The organism is Bradyrhizobium oligotrophicum (assembly GCF_051168495.1).
GTDB lineage: Bacteria > Pseudomonadota > Alphaproteobacteria > Rhizobiales > Xanthobacteraceae > Bradyrhizobium > Bradyrhizobium oligotrophicum_A.
This window is the reverse complement of record NZ_JBNPVB010000039.1, coordinates 1-25,270: the sequence shown is the minus strand read 5'-3', so window position 1 is coordinate 25,270 and position 25,270 is coordinate 1. Positions and strand designations below refer to the sequence as shown.

Annotated in this window: 21 protein-coding genes and 1 pseudogene; 8 read left to right on the top strand and 14 right to left on the bottom strand. The window is 66.8% G+C overall.

Features of this window, described 5'->3' with window-relative positions; genetic code table 11:
• Positions 1-7: 7 nt before the first annotated feature.
• Entirely contained in the window at positions 8-229 is a 222-nt protein-coding gene (locus ACQR1B_RS35470; RefSeq protein ID WP_434837521.1) for a hypothetical protein, read from the bottom strand.
• A gap of 35 nt (positions 230-264) precedes the next feature.
• Positions 265-735: a MarR family winged helix-turn-helix transcriptional regulator gene (locus tag ACQR1B_RS35465; RefSeq protein ID WP_434837520.1), complete on the bottom strand. Its 471-nt coding sequence runs from the start codon at positions 733-735 to the stop codon at positions 265-267.
• An 84-nt stretch (positions 736-819) separates the two neighbouring features.
• Here ACQR1B_RS35465 and ACQR1B_RS35460 point away from each other — a divergent pair, with 84 nt between their 5' ends.
• The gene (locus tag ACQR1B_RS35460; protein WP_434837519.1) at positions 820-1,617 is read left to right on the top strand and encodes an SDR family NAD(P)-dependent oxidoreductase; all 798 of its coding nucleotides are present in this window, start codon (positions 820-822) and stop codon (positions 1,615-1,617) included.
• 463 nt (positions 1,618-2,080) lie between these two features.
• Positions 2,081-3,781: an outer membrane beta-barrel protein gene (locus ACQR1B_RS35455; protein ID WP_434837518.1), complete on the top strand. Its 1,701-nt coding sequence runs from the start codon at positions 2,081-2,083 to the stop codon at positions 3,779-3,781.
• Positions 3,782-4,543: 762 nt separating this feature from the next.
• On the opposite strand, the gene ACQR1B_RS35450 is transcribed toward ACQR1B_RS35455, so the two are convergent.
• From ACQR1B_RS35450 to ACQR1B_RS35410, 9 genes are all read right to left on the bottom strand, one after another.
• Positions 4,544-6,307, bottom strand: coding sequence for a hypothetical protein (locus tag ACQR1B_RS35450; RefSeq protein ID WP_434837517.1), 1,764 nt, complete (start codon positions 6,305-6,307; stop codon positions 4,544-4,546).
• Between the two features lie 333 nt (positions 6,308-6,640).
• Entirely contained in the window at positions 6,641-8,263 is a 1,623-nt protein-coding gene (mdlC, locus tag ACQR1B_RS35445) for a benzoylformate decarboxylase (RefSeq protein ID WP_434837516.1), read from the bottom strand.
• Positions 8,264-8,404: 141 nt separating this feature from the next.
• Complete coding sequence (locus ACQR1B_RS35440) at positions 8,405-9,253, bottom strand: FAS1-like dehydratase domain-containing protein (RefSeq protein WP_434837515.1); 849 nt, start codon at positions 9,251-9,253, stop codon at positions 8,405-8,407.
• 2 nt (positions 9,254-9,255) lie between these two features.
• Positions 9,256-10,368: a CaiB/BaiF CoA transferase family protein gene (locus ACQR1B_RS35435; protein WP_434837514.1), complete on the bottom strand. Its 1,113-nt coding sequence runs from the start codon at positions 10,366-10,368 to the stop codon at positions 9,256-9,258.
• A gap of 169 nt (positions 10,369-10,537) precedes the next feature.
• Positions 10,538-11,704, bottom strand: a complete 1,167-nt coding sequence (locus ACQR1B_RS35430; RefSeq protein WP_434837513.1) for an acyl-CoA dehydrogenase family protein — start codon at positions 11,702-11,704, stop codon at positions 10,538-10,540.
• A gap of 153 nt (positions 11,705-11,857) precedes the next feature.
• Positions 11,858-12,439 (bottom strand): thiamine pyrophosphate-dependent enzyme, encoded by a 582-nt coding sequence (locus tag ACQR1B_RS35425; RefSeq protein WP_434837512.1) that lies wholly within the window; start codon positions 12,437-12,439, stop codon positions 11,858-11,860.
• A complete protein-coding gene (locus ACQR1B_RS35420) occupies positions 12,439-12,984 on the bottom strand; it encodes a phosphonopyruvate decarboxylase (protein WP_434837511.1) in 546 nt (181 codons plus the stop codon). The genes ACQR1B_RS35425 and ACQR1B_RS35420 overlap by 1 nt, the downstream gene beginning before the upstream one ends.
• Positions 12,985-13,420: 436 nt before the next feature.
• Positions 13,421-14,692 carry a cytochrome P450 gene (locus ACQR1B_RS35415; RefSeq protein WP_434837510.1) on the bottom strand — a complete coding sequence of 424 codons (1,272 nt, stop codon included), beginning with the start codon at positions 14,690-14,692 and terminating at the stop codon, positions 13,421-13,423.
• Positions 14,693-14,985: 293 nt separating this feature from the next.
• The gene (locus ACQR1B_RS35410) at positions 14,986-16,281 is read right to left on the bottom strand and encodes a cytochrome P450 (RefSeq protein WP_434837509.1); all 1,296 of its coding nucleotides are present in this window, start codon (positions 16,279-16,281) and stop codon (positions 14,986-14,988) included.
• Between the two features lie 223 nt (positions 16,282-16,504).
• Between ACQR1B_RS35410 and ACQR1B_RS35405 the strand changes: the two genes are divergently transcribed.
• The 3 genes from ACQR1B_RS35405 (at position 16,505) to ACQR1B_RS35395 (ending at position 20,143) form a co-directional block, all read left to right on the top strand.
• Positions 16,505-17,677 (top strand): isovaleryl-CoA dehydrogenase, encoded by a 1,173-nt coding sequence (locus ACQR1B_RS35405; protein ID WP_434837508.1) that lies wholly within the window; start codon positions 16,505-16,507, stop codon positions 17,675-17,677.
• A 212-nt stretch (positions 17,678-17,889) separates the two neighbouring features.
• Positions 17,890-19,023: a DUF898 family protein gene (locus tag ACQR1B_RS35400; protein WP_434837522.1), complete on the top strand. Its 1,134-nt coding sequence runs from the start codon at positions 17,890-17,892 to the stop codon at positions 19,021-19,023.
• Positions 18,998-20,143 carry a M48 family metallopeptidase gene (locus tag ACQR1B_RS35395; RefSeq protein ID WP_434837507.1) on the top strand — a complete coding sequence of 382 codons (1,146 nt, stop codon included), beginning with the start codon at positions 18,998-19,000 and terminating at the stop codon, positions 20,141-20,143. The genes ACQR1B_RS35400 and ACQR1B_RS35395 overlap by 26 nt, the downstream gene beginning before the upstream one ends.
• A gap of 200 nt (positions 20,144-20,343) precedes the next feature.
• On the opposite strand, the gene ACQR1B_RS35390 is transcribed toward ACQR1B_RS35395, so the two are convergent.
• Both ACQR1B_RS35390 and ACQR1B_RS35385 read right to left on the bottom strand, forming a co-directional pair.
• Positions 20,344-21,093 carry a DUF2927 domain-containing protein gene (locus ACQR1B_RS35390; protein WP_434837506.1) on the bottom strand — a complete coding sequence of 250 codons (750 nt, stop codon included), beginning with the start codon at positions 21,091-21,093 and terminating at the stop codon, positions 20,344-20,346.
• Between the two features lie 123 nt (positions 21,094-21,216).
• Positions 21,217-21,789 carry a L,D-transpeptidase gene (locus ACQR1B_RS35385; protein ID WP_434837505.1) on the bottom strand — a complete coding sequence of 191 codons (573 nt, stop codon included), beginning with the start codon at positions 21,787-21,789 and terminating at the stop codon, positions 21,217-21,219.
• 334 nt (positions 21,790-22,123) lie between these two features.
• Between ACQR1B_RS35385 and ACQR1B_RS35380 the strand changes: the two genes are divergently transcribed.
• Positions 22,124-23,671 (top strand): acetolactate synthase large subunit, encoded by a 1,548-nt coding sequence (locus tag ACQR1B_RS35380; protein ID WP_434837504.1) that lies wholly within the window; start codon positions 22,124-22,126, stop codon positions 23,669-23,671.
• Between the two features lie 129 nt (positions 23,672-23,800).
• The gene (locus ACQR1B_RS35375) at positions 23,801-24,316 is read left to right on the top strand and encodes a hypothetical protein (RefSeq protein WP_434837503.1); all 516 of its coding nucleotides are present in this window, start codon (positions 23,801-23,803) and stop codon (positions 24,314-24,316) included.
• A gap of 117 nt (positions 24,317-24,433) precedes the next feature.
• Here ACQR1B_RS35375 and ACQR1B_RS35370 read toward each other — a convergent pair whose 3' ends face one another.
• Positions 24,434-24,643: a hypothetical protein gene (locus ACQR1B_RS35370; protein WP_434837502.1), complete on the bottom strand. Its 210-nt coding sequence runs from the start codon at positions 24,641-24,643 to the stop codon at positions 24,434-24,436.
• A gap of 351 nt (positions 24,644-24,994) precedes the next feature.
• Here ACQR1B_RS35370 and ACQR1B_RS35365 point away from each other — a divergent pair.
• Positions 24,995-25,270 (top strand): annotated as a pseudogene (locus ACQR1B_RS35365) (hypothetical protein); the annotation flags it as partial.

Sequence of the window (25,270 nt, the reverse complement as noted above, 5' to 3'; positions counted from 1 at the left end):
CGGGGTATCAGGACGCTGCGACTTCACGTCCACGGTCCAACCGTTCGTCGGCGCGCCCGAAGACACGCTGCGGCAGATCGCGGCCATCGCATCCCACCTCGCGTGTCGTGACGATCGCGCGCAACGCCCCTCCGTAGTGAGGCGGGATGCGCGGAAAGATCGTCTTGATTTGCCCGACGACACAAGCCCTCCCGCTGCGGCATTTCAACACGACGGGCAGTTTCGTCATGGCTCGCCTGCGCAAATTGCCCGTCTTGCGCACCGTCAGTCCGACGGTTGCAGGTCTGCGTCTGCCGCGCGCCAGGCTTGGAGCGCACGGGCGTACAGCAGCAGGCCCTCGCGCACCGTGCGCTGCTCGGCCTTCGACAGCGACGACAGCGCGCCGCGAACCTGTTGGCGGCCGAAGGCGTGCAGCGTCGCCAGCGTCTTCCGCCCCTTGGCGGTGAGGCAGAGCGGCTTGATGCGGGCATCCTCGCCATCGATCGTCTCCTGCAACTCGCCGCTGTCGATGAGCTTGCGGACCATGCGGCTGATGCTGGATTTCTCTAGATGCAGCACGGCACCGAGCTGCATCGCCGTCAGCGGGCCGCGCAGGCCGATCTCCAGGATGGTGTGGACCGCCGACGGCGGATAGTCGGTCGCGGCCAGGGTCGATTCCATGAAGCCGAGCTCCCGCACCATCAGGCGCGAGGCGGCGCGGATGTCGTCGACGAGCGGCAGATCCTGATCGGGCATCTTGACTCCTGCCATATAGTTGTATCATACAACAAATAGCCGATGCAATCGGCTTGCAGGCGGCGTCTCGGCGGAGGATACGGGATGGGTGATGCGCAGCTCGAAGCTCCGGCCCGCTCGCCCGCGGCGCCGCGCATGCAGGGGCAGGTCTGCCTCGTCACCGGGGGCGGCACCGGTATCGGCCGCGCCGCCGCGCTGAAACTCGCGGCAGCGGGCGCCGAGGCGATCGTCGTCGCCGGCCGGCGCGAGGCCGAACTGGCAGACACGGTGGCGGCGTGCCGGTCCCTCGGCGTCGAAGCGCAGGCCGTGCAAACCGACGTCACGCGCGAGCAGGACGTGACGCGGCTCGTGCAGGCCGTGCTGGAGCGCTACGGCCGGCTGGATGCCGCCTTCAACAATGCCGGTTTCCAGGAACGCCGGGCGCCGATCGAGCAGCAGGGCGACAGCGTCTATGCGGAGGTGTTCGACACCAATGTGCGCTCGGTGTTTCTCTGCCTGCGCGCGCAATTGCCGGTGATGTATGCGTGTGGACGGGGGCGCATCGTGGTCAACGCCTCGGTGAGCGGCATGCGCAATCCGAATGCCGGGCTCGCGCTCTATTCGGCATCGAAGGCCGCCGTCATTTCGCTGACCCGCTCGGCGGCGATGGAGGCGGCGCCGCGGGGCGTCCGGATCAACGCGGTCGCGCCGGGCCGCGTCGTCACCGACATGATGCTGCGGGCGGGCGTCGGCGACATCGCGACCGTCGCCGCGGGTCTGCCGTTGCGCCGGATGGGGCAGCCCGACGACATCGCCGAGGCCGTGCTGTGGCTGTTGTCGGACGCATCGGCCTACGTCGTCGGCCACGTCCTGGCGGCTGATGGCGGATTTCTCGCGTCCTGATCCTCGCGGACGCCGGTTGCCGGCCTGTGCCCTCACGGCGGACGCACCGGCATCGTCGTCCGGGGACGGCGCATGACACGCGATCGGCGAAACGGGTCCGGCCCGACCGGCGACGTAACGGCATCACCGCAAAGCCCGATTTCAGCCAACATCGCCGGACCCTCGCCGCGCACCGGCGTTTGAACTAATTAGTTGCGCCGCGGAACGCCGGATATCCGGCCTGGTCCGCTGAGCGGCGGTTCATTGCGAGCTCTTCGCATGAAATCTCCCCAGCTCGGCAAAATTTCCGCCGACCTTTGCCGGTCATCTGGCGGCAAGGGGAGTCGCCGCGTCGTGCGCTGCGTGTCATCGCGGCGGCGCCCTGACCCGAAATTCTCGCGTGAGTTCGGCATACCGCGGTTCTCCCTTGCAATCTCATTCACCCCACAAGACCGGCGCGTTCGCGGTACGGACGAAGCGGCTCATGGTGACGCGATCCCATCGCGGCGTCACGCTGGCGCTCGTCGAGGTGCTGCTTCTGAGCGTGATGGTGGTCGATGCCGCGTCCGCGCAGCAGATCATCAAGACCAAGCCGACGGACATCGTTCCGGGGCGGGCCGACCGCCTGTTCTTCCGCCACGTCATGGCGCGCAGCATCTACTACAACGTTCCGCGGATTGCGAATGACAGCCGGACGCTGATGATGCGCCAGGACCCGCGCAACGTGACTGCGCTGCTGCGCCCGATGCGCGAAGCCGGTGCGCCGTCGCTGGCCGCGCCCGGCAAGCCCGGCGCGCCGGCTGGCAGCTTCGGGCTTGGACCCGCGGTGTTTCAGCCGGCCCGCGGTGCGCGCGCGGCCACGGCTGAGCCCGCGCGCGCCGCATTGCCCGCGCCGCAACGAGCCGCGCAGCAGATTGCAGCAAAGCCGGCGGCGCCCGCCGAGGCGCCGCCGCCGGCCGGGCCCGACGCGATGGTGGCCGCGGCCCAGCCGGCAGCCGTGCTGCGCAACCGTGACGTCCTGCCCGAGCGTAATCTCGATACGGTGAAGCCGCCGCCCGTGACCGCCGAGGCCAAGCCCTACGATCCGACGGGCGTGACGATCGGCTCGTTCCTGGTGAAGCCGGCGGTCGAGATCCAGGCGGGCTATGACAACAATCCCACCCGGCGTGCGGGCGGACCGGGGTCGCCGGTCGCGATCGTGGCGACGGAGGTCTCCGTCCGCTCGCAATGGGAGCGGCATCAGCTCAATGCCGATTTTCGCGGCGCCTACACCGAGGACACCAACGTTCGCAGCATCAGCCATCCGACCTTCGAGGCGCGCGCGCAGGGGCGCTACGACGTCACCGAAGGAACGGCGATCACCGGCGAGGCGCGCTTCGTCAACGATGCCTTGACGCTGCCGGGCGCGCTCAAGCTGCCGCGGGCCACCACCTTCGGCGGCAGCGCCGGCGTGCTGCAGAAAATCGGCCCGACCGAGATCGCGTTCAAGGGCTCGGCCGATCGCGTCGTGTTCAACGATGCCGTCATCACCGCCGACGTGCCGCTGCGGACGCAGGACCGCAACTACACCCAGCCAGGCGCGCAGGTGCGGGTGACTTATGTGCTGACGCCGAACATCTCGCCCTTCATCGACATGAGCTTCGATCGCCGCAACCACGATCTGCAGGTCGACTTCAACGGCCAGCGCCGCGACTCCAGCGGCATTGCCGGGCGCGCAGGCGCCGTCGTGAACATGGGATCGCTGACCGGCGAAGCCTCGGTGGGCTACCTCACGCGCCGCATGGACTCGCCGCTGATGCGCAACATCAACGGCGTGATTGCGGATGCGACCCTGGCCTGGGCCGCGACGGACACGACGACGTTCGTGCTGGTGGCGCGCTCCCAGGCCTCGGAGACGCCTGCGGTCAACGTCTCGGGCATCCTGTCCCGCGACGTAATTCTTCAGATGGATCATCAGTTCGAGCCCTGGCTGATCGGGACGCTGCGCGGCGGCTATGGCCAGGATCAGTTCGTCGGCACCGGCCGGGTCGACCAGCGCATGTTCGTCGCCGCCGGCGGCCTCTACAAGTTGAACCGCAACATTCAGCTGAAGAGCGAGGTGCGGACCGAATGGACCCGCTCCAACATCGTCATGAACAACTTCATGGCGGTGGTCGGGCTGGTCGGCGTGCGTGTCCAGTACTGAGGCTGAGCGGCTGCGCTAAGCGACCACCGCAAAGGCCCAAGATGAGACAACGGATAAGGCCGCGATTTCGGTCCCACCCTCCCCTGGAGGGGGAGGGTCGGCTGGTCAGAAGCGCGAAGCGCATCTGAGCCGGGGTGGAGTGATCTCTCCACTTGCATCGGTTTCCACGATCCACCCCACCCCGCTCGCCCGCTTCGCGTGCGATCGACCCTCCCCCTTCAGGGGAGGGCTATCGCATATGACCAATCTGAGTTTTTCGCGGAACCATCTCCACGTCGTCATGCCCGGGCTCCGTCCCGGGCATCCACGTCGTTCTCAGCATGCAGGACGACGTGGATGGCCGGGACAAGCCCCGGCCATGACGACGTGGAGACAGACGAGCGCAACACTTCGATCGTCAAATGCGATAGCCCTGCCCTTCAGGGGAGGGTGGCAGCGGGGCTGACATCGAAGCTGCGGGCTGGGTGAGCGCGAACGTGCCGTCCGTACGTCGAGACAAATCTGCCGTCCGATGCGCCGCGTTCGTCTCGCCGATATCCTCGCGAAACCCCATCCACGCAAAGAAAAAGCCCCGCCGGGGAGCGGGGCGTGAGGCAATGCATGCCGGGCAGGTGGGGGGACCGGGGCGCATCACGCGACGGGGTGAGGTCAAATCCCGTCGCGTAACCGTTTTCCCCGGCCAGTTCGGCATGTGGCTGATGATGGTCTTGTTGTTATCGGCGGATCCGCGCCGCCTGTCGGCGACGCGGATGGAAGCGGGCGTTACTGTTCGAGCGCGGCCAGCGCGGCGTTGCCGATCTTCTGCGCCTCGTCCCAGGCGGCCCGGGTCGCCTGCTGCGCGGCGGTGTAGCCGGCCTGGATCTGCTGCTGGGCGGTCGCGCGCAGCGCCTGCTCCTGCTGCTCGCCGGTCTCGCGGGCCTGGGTCAAAGCCTGGTTGTCGGCGTTCAACGTTGCGTTGGCCTGATTGAACGCCGTCGTCGCGGTCTGAGCCTTGGCCTGCGCGGCGGCCAGCGCAGCCTGGTTCGCCGCGTTGTTGGCGCGCTCGACCGCTTCGGCAGCCTCCTGCGCCTCGTGCTGGGCCTGTTGCGCGGCCTGGCGGGCCTGCTCCAGCGTCTGCCGGTCCGCATTCACTTTCTGCTCGGCGGCTTCGACCGCCGCGTCGATGGCGCCGATCTTCTGGTTCAGCGCGGTCTCGACCGTCTTCTGGTTCTGTGCCGCTGCTGCGTTGGCGGCCTGGGTCTTCTGCTGAGCGACCGCGCGGGCCTGCTCGCCGGTCTTCAGCGCCGCCTGGAGCGCCGCCTGCTCGGCGGCTTCCTGGGCCTCCTGGTTCTGCTGGTTGTTGTTGCCGTTTCCATTGCCGGCAGCGGCGCCGCCATTGTTCGCATTGCCACCGTTGTTGGCGTTGCCGCCGTTATTGGCGTTGCCGGCCTGTCCCGCCTTCGCTGCCGCCTCGGCCGTCTCGCGCGCGGTGTCCTTGGCGGCGTTGGCGGCTTCCTTGGCCTCATTGGACACGTCGATGTCCTTGTCGAGCTTCTTGAAGGCGGCCTGCAGCGCGGCCGACGCTGCGGTCAGCTTCGCCGCGTTGGCCGCGGCCGCCGCCTGGTTGGCTGCGGTCGGGTTCTTCTCGGCCTGCTCCTGGGCCTCGATCGCTGCGCCCTTTGCGTTCTGCTCGGCCTGGCGAGCGACGTCGATGGCTTTGCGGTCGGCGGCGACCTGAGCTTCGGCGGCGGCAGCCGTCTGCGCCGCTGCCGCGGCGGCGGCGTTGGCCTTGGCGACGGCATCGCTGCTGCTCGACGCCGCGGCCGCGGCCTTGGCAGTCGTGGCCGCGGCCTTGGCGGGCGTGGCAGCGGCCGCCGGCGCGGCGGCGGCCTTCGCGACCGCAACGGTGGTGGTGGCTGCCGCCGTGGTCTTGGCGGCGGTGGTCGTCGTGCTCGTGGCGGCGGTCTTGGCCGTGCCGGTCGTCGTCGTTGCCGCGGTGGCGGCAGCAGCGGGTTTGGCAGCGGTGCCGGTCGTCACTGCAGCGGTGGTCGTCGTGGCTGCAGCAACGGGCTTGGCAACGGTGCTGGTCGTCGTCGTCGTGGCAGCCGCGGTCTTTGCAGCGGTGCTCGCGGCAGTCGTAGCCGCCGTCGTCGCAGCCTTGGCGGCGGCGCTGGCGGCCGCCTTCGCCGCGGCGTTGGCGGCGGCCTTGGCTGCAGCGTCGGTCGCCGCCTTCGCGGCAGCCTTGGCGGCTGCGTCCTGAGCCGCCTTCGCGGCAGCGGCGGCAGCGGCCTTGGCGGCGGCGTCCTGTGCGGCCTTGGCAGCGGAGGCTGCCGCAGCCTTGGCGGCGGCATCCTGCGCGGCCTTGGCTGCCGCATTGGCAGCCGCGTTGGTGGTGGCCGAGGTGGCCAGCGCCGTGGTGATGGCCTGCGCGTCGGCCTGGTGCGGCAGCGCCGTCAGCGCCAAAGCGGACATCAGGGCCAAAACACTGACGTGGCGATGGAGATCGCTCTTCGATGCCGCGGTTTGAAGGTTCGTCTTGTCCGCCATCCGCTCAACTCCCTTGGTACGCTGGATTGGATGATGGAACCTTCTGATAATGATTTTGGTTTGCAGAATGGTCGGACCTTGCACGCAGCAAGGCGTCTGCAGCCAAAGGTGACGGCAGCAATTCGCGGCATTTGCGGCGGGCCGGCCGCGGCGAGATGGCACAGGGGACCAGAAAGCTTTCGAAACAAACGGTTGCCCCCGCAAGCGGCGGTTGCACCTTTTGGCCCGGTCGATGGGGATTTCACGGCACCGCCACGCTGTTGCCATTGAGCCTGCGACGCATTGTCGCCCGCGCGTGCCGTTGACAAGCTGTCCGCTATTCGAACGCCCGGCTCAGCTCTTCGGCGCGTAGAGCAGCGGGACGGCGGAATCGACCATCACCTCGACGAGGCTGGTGCCGTCATGCGCGAGGCTGCGTTCGAGCGCAGCCGGCAGATCGGCCGACCGGCCGACGCGCACCGCGTCGCAGCCCATGCCCTCCGCGAGCTTCACGAAATCGAGCCCGGGCAGATCGAGCCCCGGCACGTTGCGCACCTGCATGACCTGGCTGAACGAGCGCATCGCGCCATAGCCGGAATTGTTGATGACGACGACCGTCACCGGCAGCCTGCGCTGGGCCGCGGTCCACAGTGCCTGCAGAGAATACATCGCCGAGCCGTCGCCGATCAGGCACACGGTGCGGCCGCTCCGTCGCCCCAGCGCCATGCCGACCGCGGCGGGCAGGCTGTAGCCGAGGCTGCCGCTCGCCATGGTGTAGAACGAGTCGGCGCCCGGCATCGGCATGAACTTGTGCATGACAGGGCGATGCGACGGGATCTCTTCGACGACGGCGCTGTTTGCGGGCAGGGCCTGCGCCAGCGTATGCAAGAGATAGTCGACCGGGATCGGATCAGCCGGCTTCGGTGCGCCCGGCAGCAACCGGTCCTTCGGCGCGGCGCGCTTCGTCTCCGGCAGCAGCTCGAGCAGCAGCGACAGCGCGGGACGCATCGTGGCGATGATGCTGGTGCCGACCGGCGGCACGGCGGCGCTCTCGGCATCGTCGGTGATCTGATAGATCGCGGTGGCGCCGTCGAAGATCGCGGCGTGGCCCTCGACATGGAAGGTGAAGACCGGCGCGCCGATCACGACGACGAGGTCGTGCGGTTTCAGCGCCTCCGACAACTGCCCGGGCGAGGCGTGCAGGAAGCCCTGGAATTGCGGGTGCCGCTCGGGAAACGAGCAGCGCGCCGAGAACGGGCTGACCCACACGGCCGCCTTGGCCTTCTCCGCGACTTCAACCATCAGCGCGACGCAAGCAGCGCGATCGATGCCGGGGCCGACCACGAGCGCGGGATTGCTGGCCGCGGTGAGCGCGCTGACCAGTTCGTCCATCGCGGCACGGTCGGGGCCGAGCTCGCGGCTCAGCTTGCGCGCCGCGAGCGGCTCGGCCGGGTGCATCCAATCGTCGATCGGGATCGATACGAAGGTCGGGCCGCAGGGCGGCTGCATCGCGGCGTAATAGGCGCGCGCGATCGCGCCGGGCACGTCCTCCGGGCGCGCCGGCTCGACGCTGTATTTGACGTAGGGCCTGGGAAATTCCGACGGCCGCTCGGCATAGAGGAACGCCTGCAGCGGCAAAATCGAGCGCGCCTGCTGGCCGGCGGTGATGACGAGTGGCGTCTGGTTGCGATGCGCGGTGTAGATGTTGCCGAGCGCGTTGCCGACGCCGGCGGCCGAATGCAGATTGACGAAGCCGGCATTGCGCGTCGCCTGCGCATAGCCGTCGGCCATGCCGACGACGGAGGCCTCCTGCAGGCCGAGCACGTAGTCGATGTCGTCCGGCCAGTCGCTGAGGAACGGCAGTTCGGTCGAGCCGGGATTGCCGAAGACGCATTTGATGCCGAAGGCGCGCAGCAGCGCGAAGGTGGCCTGCTTGACGGTGACGGGCTTGGTCGTTGTTTTCGTTGTCTTGGCCAAAGCGTTTCCCCAAATTGCCGTCATTGCGAGGAGCGAAGCGACGAAACAATCCAGAGCAGTCGCGGGACTCTGGATTTTTTCCGCCGTCGCCCTTCGGGCTATGGCGGACACGTCGCTTCGCTCGCAATGATGAGGCTCATATCACCACGTCGCCGTGCCCTTCATCGTCGGCTGCCGCTCGGCATTGGCGGTCCACAGCTCCAGGCCGCCATCCTTGTCGTTGGCGTTGACGGAGAACTCGCTGCCCTCGAACAGCGGCTGCACGCCGCGATAGGCGAATTTGGCGGGCGGCTTGCCCTTGAGCTTGGCCGCGAACTCGACCAGCATTGCCGCCTGCAAGGGCCCGTGAAAGATCAGCCCCGGATAGCCCTCGACCCTGGTGACGTAGTCGCGGTCGTAATGGATGCGGTGGCCGTTGAAGGTCAGCGCGGAATAGCGAAACAGCAGCACCGGATCGGAAACATGCGTCTCGCGGTGCTGCGCGACCGGCGGAGGCGGCGGCGTCTTGGCGGGCGCGGCCGGTGTGCCGCCCATGTCGCGATAGACGATGTCCTGGCGCTCGCGGATCGCGCCCCCGCGCGGTGTCGACACGGCATGCTCGACCGCGACGAAGCAGAGCTGGCCGGTCGAGCCGCTCTTCAGGGTGACATCCGTGATCGTCGAGACGCGCGTGGCGACGTCGCCGACGCGCAGGGGATCGACGAACTGCACCTCGCCGCCGGCCCACATCCGGCGCGGCAGCGGCACCGGCGGCAGGAAACCGCCGCGGGTCGGATGGCCGTCGGGGCCGAGCTGATCATGTGGAAACACCGGCTGGCCCAGGCACCAATGGACGGTGTAGGGCGCGATGTCGCCGGTCGCGGGCTCGCCTATCTCCTGCAGCAGCGTCGCGCGCAGACCCTTGGTGAGCTGCGCTGTGACGATGTCGGTGGCTTCCGTGCTGCGGCCGACCCATTGCCGGAGGTGATCGAGATCGAGCGTGTCCGTCATGATCATCCCTTGCGCTGATGGGGCGAGGAGGTCTCGCCGATCGCGGGCACCGCGCCGTACTGCCTGTCATCGCCGACCACGATCGCGGCCGGCGCCGGATAGCTGACGACGCCGTTCGGCGTGTCGACTTCGATGCGCCGCAGATGCGGATGCACGGCGAGATCCGCCATGCTGTTGACCTCGGCGAAGGCGATGTCGGCCGCGGCGAGTTTTGCCAGCAGTTCGTCGCGCGACAACGCCGCGAAGCGATCGGCGACGATCTTGTCGGTAAGGGCGCGATTGCGGACGCGTTCGACCATGTTGGCGAAGCGCGGATCGTCGGGCAGCCCGGGCTGGTCCAGCACCTTGGCGCACAGCGTCTTCCACTCGCGCTCGCTCTGGATCGAGATCAGGATGTCCTTGCCGTCCTTGGAGGTGAACACGCCATAGGGCGCGATCGAGGGATGGGCGAGGCCGATACGCTTCGGCGCATTGCCGGCCTCGGCGTTGAGCAGCGGCACCGTGAGCCAGTCGGCCATCACGTCGAACATCGAGATCCGGATGTCGGCGCCTTCGCTGGTCCGGCCGCGCCGGATCAGCGCCTCCAGGATCGCGGCATGCGCGGTGGCGCCGGTGGCGACGTCGACGATCGACATGCCGACGCGCGAGGGGCCATCGGGGCCGCCGGTGATCGAGGCGAGGCCGCTCTCGGCCTGGATCAGCAGGTCATAGGCCTTGCGGTCCGCGTAGGGCCCGGTGTCGCCATAGCCGGTGATGGTGCAGCAGATCAGCTTCGGATAATCCTTGCGCAGGCGTTCGCGCGCGAAGCCCATCTTGTCCATCGAGCCCGGCTTGAGGTTCTGCAGCAGCACGTCGGCGCCGGCGATGAGTTTCTCAAGCTCGGCGCGGCCTTCCGGCTTCGACAGATCGACGATGCGGGAATCCTTGCCCCGGTTGAGCCAGACGAAGTAACTGCTCTGCCCCTTGGCGGCGGCGTCGTAGCCCCTGGCGAAATCACCCTCGGGCCGCTCGATCTTGATGACATGGGCGCCGGCGTCCGCCAGCCGCGACGAGCAGAACGGCGCGGCCACCGCCTGCTCGACGGCGACGACGGTGATCCCTTCAAGTGGCAGCATGGTGAGAACTCATGGAGTGGGGCCTCATGGTTCGAGACGCGCCGCAAGGGCGGCGCTCCTCACCATGAGGGGTGTGACTCTCGCAGTGCCTTCGATCCTCATCCTGAGGAGCCCGCCGGAGGCAGGCGTCTCGAAGGATGGCCACCAGCGATGAACTAACATGGCCATGTCAATACGACCTGGGCATGCCGAGCACGTGCTCGGCAACGTAGGACAGGATCAGGTTGGTCGAGATCGGCGCGACCTGGTACAGCCGCGTCTCGCGGAACTTGCGCTCGACGTCGTATTCCTCGGCGAAGCCGAAGCCGCCGTGGGTCTGGATGCAGGCGTTCGCCGCCTCGAACGACGCATCCGCCGCGAGCATCTTGGCCATGTTGGCCTCGGCGCCGCAATCCTGACCGGCCTCATATTTGCGCGTGGCTTCCTTGACCATCAGCTCGGCCGCGCGCATCGAGGCATAGGCCTTGGCGATCGGGAACTGGATGCCTTGATTCTGGCCGATGGGGCGGCCGAACACGACGCGCTCCTTGGCATAGGCCGTGGCCTTGGCGATGAACCATTTGGCATCGCCGACGCATTCGGCGGCGATCAGGATACGCTCGGCATTCATGCCGGAAAGGATGTAGCGGAAGCCCTTGCCTTCCTCGCCGATCAAATTTTCCGCCGGCACGCGCATGTCGGTGAAGAACACTTCGGTGGTGGCGTGGTTCATCATCGTCCGGATCGGACGGATGGTGAGCCCAGCGTTCCTGGCCTCGCGCATGTCGACGATGAAGACCGAGAGGCCATCGGTGCGCTTCTGCGCCTGGTCCTTCGGCGTGGTGCGCGCCAGCAGGATCATGAGATCGGAATATTCGGCGCGGCTGGTCCAGATCTTCTGGCCGTTGACGATGTAGCCGCCGCCGTCGCGCTTGGCGAACGTCTTCAGCGACGAGGTGTCGGTGCCCGAGGTCGGTTCGGTGACGCCGAACGCCTGCAGCCGCAATTCGCCGCTGGCGACCTTGGGCAGCCACTTCGCCTTCTGCTCGGCCGAGCCGTGCCGCAGCACCGTGCCCATCGTGTACATCTGGGCGTGACAGCCGCCGCCATTGCAGCCGGCGCGCTGGATCTCCTCCAGGATCGCCGCCGCCGCCGACAGCTTCAATCCGGCGCCGCCATATTCTTCGGGGATCAGCACCGAGAGATAGCCGGCCTGCGTCAGTGCGTCGACGAAGGCGGAGGGATAGGCCATCTCGCGATCGAGCTTGCGCCAATACTCGCCGGGAAACTGTGCGCAGAGTTTTGCGACGGCGTCGCGGATGTCGGCGTAATCGTCGTGCTGATGTGGGTCGGTCATTCTTTGCTCCGCCGGCCGATGTCGCACGGCCTGCAGCCTCCCTGGGCTCGTTCCGGATAGCCTATGACGAAGCGTGCCACGCTTGGCAAGCTTGGAATGCCGGCGCCGCAGCCGACCAGCCTTGCAGGAGCAACAGATCGAGGGCCGCGCGTTCTAGCTGACGGGAAATCCGAGATGGCCGCGAAAGCGGTTCTTCAGGAAGACGCCGTCGCGCGGCGGCAAAGCGCGCTCGACATGATCGGTCGAGATCGCGACGCGGGCGAAATGCGGCCCTGCGAGATCGTGCAGCTTCGGCCGGAAGGTATCGAGGGCGGCAAGTGTTTCGATTGTGCTCACCGAGGGAAAGCCGGCACCGGTTGCGATCAATTCGAGATTTGCACCGAGCCCCGAATGGCTCATCTGCATGCCGGTCTCGCCGAAATGGGCATTGTCGAGCACGACGATCGAAAGGTTCCTGGGCTTCCTGGCCGCGATCGTTGCCAGGCCGCCGAGCCCCATCAGTTGCTCGCCATCGCCGGTGACGACGACGACGGGCCGCGACGGCTGCGCCAGCGCGAGACCGAGGCCGATCATGGCGGCGCCGCCCATCGCGCCCCACAGATAGAAATTCGCATCGTGGTCGCCGGCGGCGAACACGTCGTAGGACGACGAGCCGAGGCCGCTGACGAGCAGCAAGTCGCCGCGGTCCTGCAGCAGCGCCTTCACGGCCGCACGGCGATCGAGCGTAGCGCGCATCACTTGGCCTCCGTCCATTTCTTGGCGCCGATCATGCGCTGGGAGATCAGCACCGCGATCGGCTGATCGCTGTCATAGGCGAGCCGTGCGGCCGCGGCCGCCATTTCGCCGGCGTCCTCGGGACGCTCCAGCCGGAACACGGTGATGCCCATGATCTCGAAGGCCGCCTGCGTCGCCTTGCCCATCGGCACCTGCCACGGATTGAACTCGGCCCACTCGCCGCGCATGGTCACGAAGGTGAGGAACGGGACGCGGCAGCTCTGCAGCAGCGAGAACATGTTGACGCAATTGCCGACGCCGCTCGACTGCATCAGCAGCACCGCGCGCTGGCCGCCGAGCCAGACGCCGGCCGACAGCGCGACGCCTTCCTCCTCGGTCGTGAGGACCGTGGTTGCGATCGCGGGATCGTCGTGTGCGAGGCGGATCAGGCGGGAGTGGCCGGCGTCCGGCACGTAGCACAGCTGGCGGACGTCGGCGGCTTTCAGCGCCTGGTAGATGGCGAGCGGCCAGTCGGGAGCTGTCGTCGGCGTGTCGGAAGCGGCCATGGCGTCCTGCGGAATATGAGCACCGATGGTGCAGCGGATGATTTAGCCCGGAAAAGGCGGCTGTGGCTCATTGAATTTGGTTCACCCGGCCATGCCGGATTCTTATAGGCAGCCGGGCCTCATGGTTCGAGACGCGCCGCGATCTATGATCCTTGCTTGGTATTGACCAAATGGGCGCGGCGCTCCTCACCATGAGGGGCGGGTCCAGAGACCGGCCCTGCAGCTGGTCATCAGCGGCGAGTTCATGGAGGAGTTAGCGCCTTGCTTATTCCGACGACGGTTCCACCCCTCATGGTGAGGAGCGCCGCGGGAGAAAGGCCGCCAAGACAAACAGTCTTGATGGCGGCGCGTCTCGAACCATGAGGCCGAGGTCTCGGGCCTCGCCCTTCGAGACGCACGCCTATGGGCGGGCCCTCAGGGTGAGGGTTGAAAGCGCTCATCCGGGGATCCGCACCGGCAGGCTCTCATAGCCGCGGACGAAGCTGGAATAGACCCGCTTCGGCTCGCCCACGACCTCGATGCGGTCGAAGCGTTTGAGGATCTCCTGCCAGACGATGCGCAGCTGCAGCTCGGCGAGGCGCATGCCGACGCAGCGGTGGATGCCGAAGCCGAAGGACAGATGGATACGCGGCCGCTTGCGGTCGATGATGAAGGCGTCGGGGTTTTCGATCACCTCCGCGTCGCGGTTGCCAGAGACGTACCACATCACGACGCGGTCGCCCTTCTTGATCGTCTTCCCGCCAAGCTCCGTGTCGACCAGCGCGGTGCGCCGCATGTGCGCCAGCGGCGTCTGCCAGCGGATCACCTCGGGCACCATGGTCTCGATCAGCGCCGGATTGTCGCGCAGCTTCTGATACTCCGCCGGATTCTCGTTGAGCGCCAGCACCGACGCAGTCATCGTGTTGCGCGTGGTGTCGTTGCCGCCGACGATGAGCAGGATCAGATTGCCCATCAGATTGTCCGGCGTCATCTGCCGGGTCGCCTCGCTGTGCGCCATCATCGAGATCAGGTCGCGGCCCGGCTCGGCCTGGCGCGCGGTCCACATCCGGCCGAAGGTCTCGGCGCACTCGGCAAGCTCGCGCCGGCGTTCCTCCTCCGAGGACACGATGCCGCTCTTGGGCAGCGCGGTGGAAACATCCGACCAGCGCGTCAGCTTGCGGCGTTCCTCGAACGGGAAGTCGAACAGCGTCGCCAGCATCTGCGTCGTCAGCTCGATCGAGACCTTCTCGACCCAGTTGAAGGTCTCGTTGCGCGGCAGCGAGTCCAGCACCTTGGCCGAGCGCTGCCGGATCAGCACCGCCATCTCGTCGAGATGATCGGGCGTGAACATCGGCTGCACCGTCTTGCGCTGCTCGCCATGAACCGGCTCGTCCATCGCGATGAAGCTCGGCCATTCATAGCCGGGCGGTACGTCGCGGATCATGATGCCGCCGTTGCTGACGTCGGACGAGAAGATCGCGTGGTTGGTGTCGACATGCATGATGTCGTGATAGCGCGTGACGGACCAATAGGGCTCGATCGGCGCCTTGGTGCAGTAGTGCACCGGCGCCTCCTTGCGCAGCCGCTCGAACCACGGCCACATCGTGTCGGTCTGGAACAGCCGGGGCGCACCGGGATGGAAATCCTCCAGCGGCGTGGAATAGGCCGCGAGCCGCGCTTCTCGCAGCAGGTCGGCATGGTCGGAACGAAGCGCGGGCTGGGCGGTCATGCAGGGGTCCTTTGCTGAAGGGGCGCTCAATAATCGAGATAAGTCTGCACGCGTTCTACGGTGCGAATGAATGCGCCCTCTCCCCTTGTGGGAGAGGGCATGTATGAAAGCTCAGCCGACTCGGTCGGGTGAGGGGTCTCCCTCCACGAGCGCGGTTCGCGGAGGGAACCCCTCACCCAACCGAGGGCTTGTAGGGGCCGGCGATGCCCTCTCCCACAAGGGGAGAGGGCGCTGCATCTCGCAGCTACGGGGCCGCAACGGCGCACGCAATTCGGCATTGATGCAAATACAACCTACACCGTAATCCTGACCGGTAATGTCTCATACCCCTTCACGAAACTGGAATAGACCCGCTTCGGCTCGTCCATCACGTCGATATGATCGAAGCGTTTCAGGATCTCCTCCCAGATAATCTTGAGTTGCAATTCGGCCAATCGCAAGCCGACGCAGCGATGAATGCCGAAGCCGAACGACAGATGCTGGCGCGGCCTCGCGCGGTCGATGATGAACTCGTACGGGCGCTCGATCGCGGCCTCGTCGCGGTTGCCCGAGACGTACCACATCACCACCTTGTCGCCTTTCTTGATCTGCTTGCCGCGGAACTCGAAGTCGGCGAGCGCGGTGCGGCGCATGTGGGCGAGCGGCGTCTGCCACCGGATCACCTCGGGCACGAAGCTGTCGATCAGGGCCGGATTGGCCTTGAGCTTGCGATACTGCTCCGGGTTCTGGCTCAGCGCATAGATGCTGCCCGACATGGTGTTGCGCGTGGTGTCGTTGCCGCCGACGATCAGCAGCACGAGATTGCCGAGGAAGTTCTTCGGATCCATGTTCCGCGTGGCCTCGCTGTGGGCCATCATCGACAGCAGATCGCTCTTCGGCGGCTGGCCGGCACGCTCCTGCCAGAGCCGGCCGAAATAGCGCGCGCACTCCATCAGTTCGGCCTGCCGCTCGTCTTCGGTGGCGACGAGCCCGTCCGGACCGGGGATCGTGGTCGCGATGTCGGACCAGCGCGTCAGCTTGCGGCGGTCCGCCCAGGGGAAGTCGAACAGCACGGCCAGCATCTGCGTGGTCAGCTCGATCGAGACGCGGTCGACCCAGTCGAACACCTCACCGACAGGCAGATTGTCGAGGCATTCGGCCGAGCGCTTGCGAATGTTGATCGCGAGCTCGTCGAGATGCGTCGGGGTGAACATCGGCGCCACGGTCTTGCGCTGGGCGGCATGGCGCGGCGGATCCATCGCGATGAAGCTTTCTCGGCGCAGACCAGGCGGGACGTCGCGAATGGTGATGCCGCCGAGCGCGGACGCCGATGAGAACACCGCGTGGTTGGTCTCGATCTCCATGATGTCGTCGTAGCGGGTGATCGACCAGTACGGCCCGAACATCGAATCCTTGCAGTAGTGTACCGGATCCTCACGGCGCAGCCGGTCGAAATAGGGCCAGTGCGTGTCGGTGCGGAACAATTCGGGGTCGCCGGGATCGAATTCGGACAGCGGCAGTGATGCCGTGCGGCTGACGGCCGCTTCGATTGCGCGCGCGGCTGCGGTGGCGTGCCGGCTTGCCTCGGCCGTATTGGCGGTCCCGTGCATGGACGTCTCCCTGAGGCCGGATTCTTCCTGTCCGGCGATGTTTGGCGCGATTACATCCTGCCCGGGAGCGCTGGGCAAGCGCGGAGTTTGACGGGGACCGGCGGGCCAGGTCTTGCGTCGCAAGGCTAGTGTCCGGCCGGACGTCGGGCGTGACAAGCGCCACGTCACGGAATATGCCTGGAAGCGATTGTTGCAAAGCAGAAGAACAGCAGGAGGCCGCCCCATGATCGCCAATGCGCAGCGCATGTTCAATTTCGATCTCGGCGAGACGGCGGACGCGATCCGCGAGACGGTGGCCAGCTTTTCGCAAGAGCAGATCGCGCCGCGCGCGGCCGAGATCGACCGCTCCAACCAGTTTCCGCGCGACCTCTGGCCCAGGATCGGCGAGCTCGGCCTGCACGGCATCACGGTCGAGGAGGAGTATGGCGGCGCCGGCCTCGGCTATCTCGAGCACTGCATCGCCATGGAGGAGATCTCGCGCGCCTCGGCCTCGGTCGGCCTGTCCTACGGCGCGCACTCCAATCTCTGCGTCAACCAGATCCGCCGCAACGGCAACGAGGCGCAGAAGCGCAAATACCTGCCCAAGCTGATCTCCGGCGAACATGTCGGCTCGCTGGCGATGTCCGAGCCGCAGGCCGGCTCCGACGTCGTCTCCATGAAGACGCGCGCCGACAAGAAGGGTGATCGCTTCATCCTCAACGGCAACAAGATGTGGATCACCAACGGGCCCGTGGCCGAGACGCTGGTGGTCTATGCCAAGACCGATCCGCAGGGCGGACCGCGCGGCATCACCGCGTTCCTCATCGAGAAGGGCATGAAGGGTTTTTCAACCGCGCAGAAGCTCGACAAGTTCGGCATGCGCGGCTCCGACACCTGCGAACTGGTGTTCGAGGATTGCGAGGTGCCCGAGGAGAACGTGCTGGGCCAGGTCGGCCGCGGCGTCAACGTGCTGATGTCGGGCCTCGACTACGAGCGCGCGGTGCTGGCGGCGGGCCCGCTCGGCATCATGCAGGCCTGCATGGACGCGGTACTGCCCTACGTGCATGAGCGCAAACAGTTCGGCCAGCCGATCGGAACCTTCCAACTGGTGCAGGGCAAGGTCGCCGACATGTATACGACGATGAACGCCGCACGCGCCTATGTCTACGCCGTGGCCAAGGCGTGCGACCGCGGCGAGACCACGCGCGAGGATGCGGCAGGCGCCATTCTATTTGCAGCGGAGAAGGCGACGCAATGCGCGCTCGACGCGATCCAGCTGCTCGGCGGCAACGGCTACATCAACGACTATCCGACCGGGCGCCTTCTGCGCGACGCCAAGCTGTACGAGATCGGTGCCGGCACCAGCGAAATCCGGCGCATGCTGATCGGGCGGGAGTTGTTCGACAAGACGTCCTGAGGCGGCAGCGGCCCCAAAAACGGCGAGGATAGGCGTTCGCCAACCGGTCAGCGGCAGAAATTCATTCATTGTCGTTCTGGCCGGTGTTTTTTTCCGGCCGACTTGCGTACAAATGGAGTCGAACCTCGGAGTCGTCCCGGCGACCAACATCCGAGGCGTATCGAACGTATTTTATGTCTTTGCGTGTGTCGGAGGCGTGAGCCGTGAACCAGATGAGCTACGTCCCGGGGCAGCCTCCGCCGCTTCCGCCGCTGGCGGCGGCGTTTTCGGGGGCTCGCGGCGAGTTTTTCAGGCTGGTCAGCCGCGGTGCAGCCATCGAACTGATCACGCTGGGCTTCTATCGGTTCTGGCTCGTCACCGACATTCGCCGGCATCTCTGGGTCAACACGTCGGTCGATGGCGATGCCGCCGAATATACCGGACGCGGCAAGGAGCTCTTGATCGGCTTCCTGTTCGCGATGGCGATCCTGGTTCCGATCTATCTCGTCTATTTCCTCGTCGGCGTCGAGGCCGAGCGCTACCAGGGCTTTGCCAGCGTGCCGCTCGTGATCGCTTTCTACGCGTTCGGTCAGTTCGCGATCTATCGCGCGCGGCGCTATCGGCTGACGCGCACGGTCTGGCGCGGGATCCGGTTCTGGATGGATGGCTCGGGCTGGGCCTATGCCGGGCGCGCCATGCTGTGGACGCTGCTGGCCATCGTGACGCTGGGGCTGGCCTGGCCGTGGCGGGCCGCGGCGCTCGAGCGCTACAAGATGCGGCACTCGCATTACGGCGATCTGAGCGGCGATTTCGAGGGACGCGGCTGGGAGTTCTTCAAGCGGGCCTGGTATCTGTGGGTGATCGCGCCGTTTGCGCTCGTTCTGTTTCCACTGCTTCCGTTCGTTTATGCCCAGTTAAAGGCCGTCGAGTGGCGCTGGTGGCTGTCGGGCATCCGCTTCGGCGGCGTGCGCCTGGACTCGACGCTGCCCGGCAATGCGTTCTACGGCCTCTATTGGAAAGTGATCGGCTGGTGGCTTCTGTTGTCGATCGCCTCCGGCGCCTATTTCGGCGGTGTCGCGGCGCTGATGCTGAGCCTGCTCGGGCCGGGGAGCGATGGCGCCCCGCAGGTGGAGGCGCTGTCCAACAACGTTCCGATGCTGGTGCTGATCGGGATCGGCTACATCGTCTGGATCCTGGCCCTCAACGTCGTGACGCGGCTCTACCTCGTGCGCGACATGTGGGCGACCGTGCTGGACTCGGTCCAGGTGCATGGCATCGAGGCCATGGCCAACGTCGCCGCCAAGGGCGATCTGGCCAGCGCGCTCGGCGAAGGGTTTGCTGATGGACTCGACGTCGCCGGCTTCTGATCCCGCGCCGGCGGCTGCCGGTGCGCCGCCCGATGCAACGCCGGTCGAGCCGGCCGCCCCGCTGGGCGGCCCTGCCGTCTATTTCGACGGATTGTCGAACCGTCGGCAGACCGTCACGATCGGCTTTGCCAATCAGTTGGTGATGCGCAGCCCCGACAATTTCGTGTCGTGGCCGTACGACGATATCCGCCGCGTCGATGGGCCAAGCGGCACGCTGCGCGTCAGTTGCCTTTCGGCCTCGCCGCTGGCGCGGCTCGAACTCCGCGATCCCAGGCTGTCGGCCGAACTGATCGCGCGCTGCAGCCATATCGATGAGAACCGGCTCACGCGTGGCGGCATCGCGCGGATCGTGGGCTGGTCGCTGGCGGCCGCAGCCTCGATCGTCCTGGTGGTGCTGGTCGTGCTTCCGTTCGCCGCCGAGCGGCTGACGCCGCTGGTGCCGCCGAAGATGGAGCAGCACCTCGGCGAGGCCGCCGTGGTGCAGATCCAGGCGCTGTTCGGCGACAAGCTGTGCGGCGAGCCCGCCGGGCAGGCGGCATTCGCCAAGCTGGTCACGGCGCTGCGCCGGCCGGCGGGCCTCGACGACAGCATCGCTTCGCAGGTGCTCGATACGCCGATTCCCAACGCCTTCGCGTTGCCGGGAGGCCGCTTCTTCCTGTTCCGCGGGCTGCTCGACAAATCCAACGATCCGGACGAGGTTGCCGGCGTCCTGGCCCATGAGCTCGGGCATCTCAAGCATCGCGACAATTTGCGGCAGCTGATCCATAACGGCTCGAGCTCGTTCCTGATCGGGCTGCTGTTCGGCGACGTCACCGGTGCCGGCGCGGCGATCTTCGCCTCGCGCGCCATGATCAACGCATCCTATTCGCGCGAGGCGGAGGAGGCGGCCGACAGCTTCGCGATTCAAGTGATGCACAAGCTCGGACGGCCGACCCGTCCGATGGGCGAACTGATGTTCCGCATCACCGGCAAGGAGGACGGCAAGCGCCCCTCATTGTGGGCGAGCCATCCGCTGACCGAAGACCGCCTCGCCCGCATGCGCGCCGAGGACCGCCCGCCCAGCGGCCCGCCGCTGCTCAGCGCGGAGGAATGGCGCGCGCTGAAGGGGATCTGCAAGTAGCTGAGTTGCCGGCGTCGCTTCCGCAAACACTGTGTCGTCCCTGCGCACGCAGGGACCCATACCCACAGGGCGCGATTTGAGGCACGCTGGCTATTGGCTTTTTGCCCAACACGACGGCCGCTGCGTATGGGTCCCTGCGTGCGCAGGGACGACACCGAGGGTGTTGCGAGAGGAGGGCCCATCGCCCCACGTTGCGTAGCTCACTCCGCCAGATTGTTCACCTTCTTGACCCAGACGCGGACGTCGGTGAGGACGTCAGGCAGCACCGCTTTGACCTCGGCGAGCGTCATGCCCGCCTTGACGCGGGGGTCGTACAGCATATTGAGAATATACTGGTCGTAGACGTCGAAATAACCCATCGAGACGTTGTCGTTGAACATGGTCCAGGGCACGCTCGCGGTGTCGTTGATCGGCCCGAGCGACTGCAGCAGCTCCTCATAGGCGCAGTCGAGAAAGACGAAATCGCCATTGTCGACGGTCAGGATCACGTCGGAATGCTCGATCTCGAACGCCTCGTTCTTGCGGAAGCCGGACAGGCATTGCGGGTCGAGCGAGGTCTTGATCTCGCGCGCGCGCTCGCTGCCATAGGACTGGCTGATGGTGTGGTAGAGATCGCGGTCGCGCACCAGCTTGACGCGGACATTGGCGTCGTCGTTGCTCTCGGTCATCGCGATGTCGAGATGTTGGATGCGCGCGGCGATGTCGCCGACCACCTTGGCGAGCTGCGCCTTGCGGTCGGCGCGGCGGCCGTCGGCGAACACGCGCACCGGCGCGCTGTACTTCCTGATCCGGTCGACCCGCCCGGCAAGATGATATTCGGCGCCGAACGCGGTCTTGAAGAAGCCGTCGGTGATCTCGGCGTCGCTGAAGCTCTTCTTCTCGGTCCGCTGGCGCGCGGCGATCGCCGGGATCTCGGCGGGCGAGGCCGGCAGCGGGATCGTCATGGTCATGAGCAGGCTCAGCGCGGCGGTCAGGGCGACCGCCGCCCCGCGCAGCGACCGCCGCGAGCGGGCGTCGTGCCCGCGGCGAAGATGGGCGCTCCGGCCTTGCGACATGATCCCGTGTTGCTGCTCTCAGTTCTTGACGATGACCGTGGTGCCGACCGAGACGCGGTCGTAGAGATCGGCGACGTCGTCATTGGTCATCCGGAAGCAGCCCGACGACACCGCCTGGCCGATCGTTTCCGGCTCGTTGGAGCCGTGGATCCGGTACAGCGTGGAACCGAGATACATCGCGCGCGCGCCGAGCGGGTTCTCGATGCCGCCGGCCATGTGGCGCGGCAGGTCGGGGCGGCGGCGCAGCATCTGTGACGGCGGGGTCCAGGCCGGCCATTCCTTCTTGGCGGTGATGCGGTGCACGCCGCTCCAGCGGAACCCGTCGCGGCCGACGCCGATGCCGTAACGCAGCGCCTGACCGCCCGAGAGCACCAGATAGAGCCGGCGCTCGGCGGTGTTCACCACGATCGTGCCGGGCGAATACTGGCTCTGGAACATCACGGTCTCGCGCGGAATCGGGCTGACACCACTCTGGTAGAAGTTCGGCCCGCCGCCGAACACGTCCCGCGTATCGAAGAATTCGGCGCGCGCCATTCCGGCGCCCGACAGCATGGTGAAGGCAGCAATTCCAACAGCAAAAAACCGCTTCATTTCCATCCCCTGGCAAACATCTCATTCCGTTCGCAGACAGGCCACAAACGGTCACATTTCGCAACCCACGCCACCGTGAGACCGGTATGTGGCACCGGTCCGTGACCTGAATCCCACGGAAAATCCTGCCTCGATGCGACGCGGCATCGCGCCCGCATCCCGTCGGCCAAGTCTCGGTTAGCAAGTCCGGGTTACAAAGTCTTGGCTAGCCAAGTCCGCGCATCGGCATGGCGGCGATGGCAGCAATGCGGCCAGCCCCTTTGACGCCGCGGGCGAACAATGATTGATCTGCCGCAGCTTGAAGATGGCGCGCGGTATCAACGGGAGCGAAATGATGAACGGTGCGGAAAGCCTGGTACGGACCCTGGTCGCAGGGGGCGTTGACGTCTGCTTTACCAATCCGGGCACCTCCGAGATGCACTTCGTCGCCGCGCTCGATCGCGTCGAGGGCATGCGCTGCGTGCTGGGCCTGTTCGAGGGCGTGGTGACCGGCGCTGCCGACGGCTATTTCCGCATGAAGGGCACGCCGGCCTCGACGCTTCTCCATCTCGGCCCCGGCCTCGCCAATGGTCTCGCCAACCTGCACAACGCCAAGAAGGCGCGCTCGGGCATCGTCAACATCGTCGGCCAGCACGCGACCTACCACATCGGCTTCAACGCGCCGCTGACCTCGGACATCGAGGGCCTGGCCCGGCCGATGTCGGACTGGGTGCGGACCTCGCCCGATGCCAAGGCGGTCGCCGCCGACGGCGCCGCCGCGATCGCCGCCGCCAAGAGCGCGCCGCCGCAGATCGCGACCCTGATCCTGCCGGCTGACACCGCCTGGAACGAGGCCGACGGCATCGCCACGGTTCCCACCGAGGCGCAGCGCCCGAGTTATTCGGCCGACGCGGTCGAGAAGGCCGCCAAGATCCTGCACGCCCATGGCCCCGAGACCCTGGTGCTGATGACTGCGGGCGCGCTGACCGAGCAGGGCCTGGCGTTCGCCCAGCGCATCGCCGGCAAGACCGGCTGCCGCGTAATGGGCCAGACCTATCATCCGCGCATGGCGCGCGGGGCGGGGCGGTTCTCGATCGACCGAATTCCTTACGTGATCGAGCAGGCGCTGCCGATCCTGAAGAACTACAAGCACATCGTGCTGGTCGAGGCCAACGACCCCGTCGCCTTCTTCGCCTATCCGAACAAGCCGAGCGTGCTCAAGGCCGAGGGCACCGAGGTGCACCGCATGACCGCCTGGGGCGAGAACTCGGCCGCAGCGCTCGAGGCGCTCGCCGATCATCTCGGCGCCAAGGCCGCGGACGTGAAGCCGCAGCCGCTCGCCGAGCTGATCAAGCCGACCGGCGCGCTGAACCACACCACCATCGCCCAGGCGATCGCCTATGCGATCCCGGAGAACGCGATCATCGTCGACGAATCCATCACCACCGGCCGCGGTTTCTTCCCGCCGACGGCAGCCGCCAAGCCGCATGACTGGCTGCAGAACATGGGCGGCTCGATCGGGTTCTCGACTCCCGTGGCGACCGGCGCCGCGGTGGCCTGCCCGGACCGCAAGGTGATGTGCCTGGTCGGCGACGGCAGCGCGATGTACACGATCCAGTCGCTGTGGACCCAAGCGCGCGAGAACCTCAACGTCGTCACGGTGGTGTTCGCGAACCGGATCTACCAGATCCTGCGCGGCGAGTTCGACGGCGTCGGCGCAGGCCAACCCGGCCAGCGCGCCCAGGACATGCTCAAGATCGACCGCCCGACGCTCGACTTCGTCGCCATGGCCAAGGGCATGGGGGTTCCCGCCCGCGCCGTCACCTCGGCCGACGAGTTCAACGTGGCGCTGGCCGAGGCCAATGCTGAGTACGGCCCCCGCCTGATCGAAGTGCAGATGTAAATCCGCCACGCCGGCGGCCGCAAAACGGTCGCCAGCGGAGGGAAGGCTCATCGCCCTCATTTATGGGGTTGGCGACTCACGCCGATCGCGTGTTGATGGGGGCGGTCTTCTCTCCTGTCCCTGAGCGGCATGCACAGTGAATTGAACCGGCTGATCTCCGCGCTGCAGGAGTTCTATGCGCGCGAGCGCTTCATCCTCGACCGCGATCTCGGCGAGCGCGCCCTGACGCATCGGCTCGCGGTGCATCTCGAACGCAACTTCCTCGGCTGGGACGTCGATTGCGATTTCAACCGGCTCGGCGACCGCGCGATGCTGCTGCCGCGCGGCAGCATCGTCTCGACCGACGACGAGCTGGGAAAATCGATCTATCCCGACATCGTCGTGCACAAGCGCGCGGTGCCGGACAATCTCTTGGCGATCGAGGTCCGCAAGGCCGGCAATCACCAGCCGCTCGCGCATGACCGCCACAAGCTGATGGCCCTGACCGATCCGCATCTGTGGTTTGCCTATTGGATCGGCGTGCTGGTGGTCCTCGACCGCAGGAGCGTGCTGACGCCCGAGGTCTATGTCGGCGCCCGCATCGACCCGCCGCTGTCGGCCTGGTTCGCAGGGCGATTGCAGCAGATGGGGCTGCTGCCGGGCTGACTTGGACAAGCCGGCGGCGCGCGCCGGACGGCAGGCGCTCAACATAACGGCCGCTTCCGAGGAAGCGGCCGTTTCTTTTCGCACGCCTGGGCGCGGCCGAGGCGCGTGGAGCGAAGCTTACTTGGACATGCCGTCGCCCGAGGCGCTCGATTTCTTGGCTGTCTTCTTCTTCTTCGTCTTGCTCATCTTCATGTCGTCGCCCGAACTCATGCCGTCGCCGCTCTTCGCCGCCTGGCCGGTGGTCGTGGTCGACTTGTCGGCCGACTGGGCAAAGGCGGCCGACGAGACGAACGCGACAGCGGCGGCGGCGATGATCAGTTTACGCATGCAGAAACCCTCCTCGTGGATTGGAACACGGGGACCATAATCGAATCGTCGCTGCGTCGTTCCGCCGCAGGGATCAGGAAATCGTGAGAGTTCCGCCCTCCAAAAGCCGCCTTGTGCCGACGCTCCGGGGAACGGCGGGCGCATTTTGTGACGGCTGAGACGAAGCAGAGGGGCCATGCATGGACGAGCCGGCCAATCTGGCCGGGTGACCTCAAGGGGCGCGAGATGAAGAGGTTCGCTGCGGTCGATCAGTTTGACGCCGGCTTGGCTTGGCCGACGCGTGAGCGATGGGCTCGCGCGCGAGACGCTGATCTTGCCCATACTCCGTTTCAGCAGAAGGTCGCCAGCGTGATGCGCGGCCAGTTGGCTTCGGCGCGCGCGGTGCCCAATTTCGCGGTCCACGCATCGAGGATGGCGCCGATCACGAGCCGCCCGTTGGTGCGGGGATCGGGCTGCTTCATCGTCGGCGTTCCCAACGGCAGCGCGATCACGCCATGTGCGGCCGACAGCAATGCCGAGGCGAGCCGTGGGGCGAGGCCAGCGGACGGTTCACAGGCGGTGGACGGCGCGGTGACGATCACGCCGGCCCAGCTCGGCTATCTGCTCGAAGGCATCGACTGGCGGCAT

Excerpts from the sequence above, each read along its gene's own strand:
- ACQR1B_RS35395 (WP_434837507.1), top strand. The coding sequence starts at position 18,998 with ATGGACTCGACGTCGCCGGCTTCTGATCCCGCGCCGGCGGCTGCCGGT.
- ACQR1B_RS35405 (WP_434837508.1), top strand. The coding sequence starts at position 16,505 with ATGATCGCCAATGCGCAGCGCATGTTCAATTTCGATCTCGGCGAGACG.
- ACQR1B_RS35400 (WP_434837522.1), top strand. The coding sequence starts at position 17,890 with ATGAGCTACGTCCCGGGGCAGCCTCCGCCGCTTCCGCCGCTGGCGGCG.
- ACQR1B_RS35470 (WP_434837521.1), bottom strand. The coding sequence starts at position 229 with ATGACGAAACTGCCCGTCGTGTTGAAATGCCGCAGCGGGAGGGCTTGT.
- ACQR1B_RS35465 (WP_434837520.1), bottom strand. The coding sequence starts at position 735 with ATGCCCGATCAGGATCTGCCGCTCGTCGACGACATCCGCGCCGCCTCG.
- ACQR1B_RS35420 (WP_434837511.1), bottom strand. The coding sequence starts at position 12,984 with ATGGCCGCTTCCGACACGCCGACGACAGCTCCCGACTGGCCGCTCGCC.
- ACQR1B_RS35435 (WP_434837514.1), bottom strand. The coding sequence starts at position 10,368 with ATGCTGCCACTTGAAGGGATCACCGTCGTCGCCGTCGAGCAGGCGGTG.
- ACQR1B_RS35375 (WP_434837503.1), top strand. The coding sequence starts at position 23,801 with ATGCACAGTGAATTGAACCGGCTGATCTCCGCGCTGCAGGAGTTCTAT.
- ACQR1B_RS35410 (WP_434837509.1), bottom strand. The coding sequence starts at position 16,281 with ATGCACGGGACCGCCAATACGGCCGAGGCAAGCCGGCACGCCACCGCA.
- ACQR1B_RS35385 (WP_434837505.1), bottom strand. The coding sequence starts at position 21,789 with ATGAAGCGGTTTTTTGCTGTTGGAATTGCTGCCTTCACCATGCTGTCG.
- ACQR1B_RS35460 (WP_434837519.1), top strand. The coding sequence starts at position 820 with ATGGGTGATGCGCAGCTCGAAGCTCCGGCCCGCTCGCCCGCGGCGCCG.
- ACQR1B_RS35380 (WP_434837504.1), top strand. The coding sequence starts at position 22,124 with ATGAACGGTGCGGAAAGCCTGGTACGGACCCTGGTCGCAGGGGGCGTT.
- ACQR1B_RS35425 (WP_434837512.1), bottom strand. The coding sequence starts at position 12,439 with ATGCGCGCTACGCTCGATCGCCGTGCGGCCGTGAAGGCGCTGCTGCAG.
- ACQR1B_RS35450 (WP_434837517.1), bottom strand. The coding sequence starts at position 6,307 with ATGGCGGACAAGACGAACCTTCAAACCGCGGCATCGAAGAGCGATCTC.
- ACQR1B_RS35415 (WP_434837510.1), bottom strand. The coding sequence starts at position 14,692 with ATGACCGCCCAGCCCGCGCTTCGTTCCGACCATGCCGACCTGCTGCGA.
- ACQR1B_RS35455 (WP_434837518.1), top strand. The coding sequence starts at position 2,081 with ATGGTGACGCGATCCCATCGCGGCGTCACGCTGGCGCTCGTCGAGGTG.
- ACQR1B_RS35370 (WP_434837502.1), bottom strand. The coding sequence starts at position 24,643 with ATGCGTAAACTGATCATCGCCGCCGCCGCTGTCGCGTTCGTCTCGTCG.
- ACQR1B_RS35430 (WP_434837513.1), bottom strand. The coding sequence starts at position 11,704 with ATGACCGACCCACATCAGCACGACGATTACGCCGACATCCGCGACGCC.
- ACQR1B_RS35440 (WP_434837515.1), bottom strand. The coding sequence starts at position 9,253 with ATGACGGACACGCTCGATCTCGATCACCTCCGGCAATGGGTCGGCCGC.
- ACQR1B_RS35390 (WP_434837506.1), bottom strand. The coding sequence starts at position 21,093 with ATGACCATGACGATCCCGCTGCCGGCCTCGCCCGCCGAGATCCCGGCG.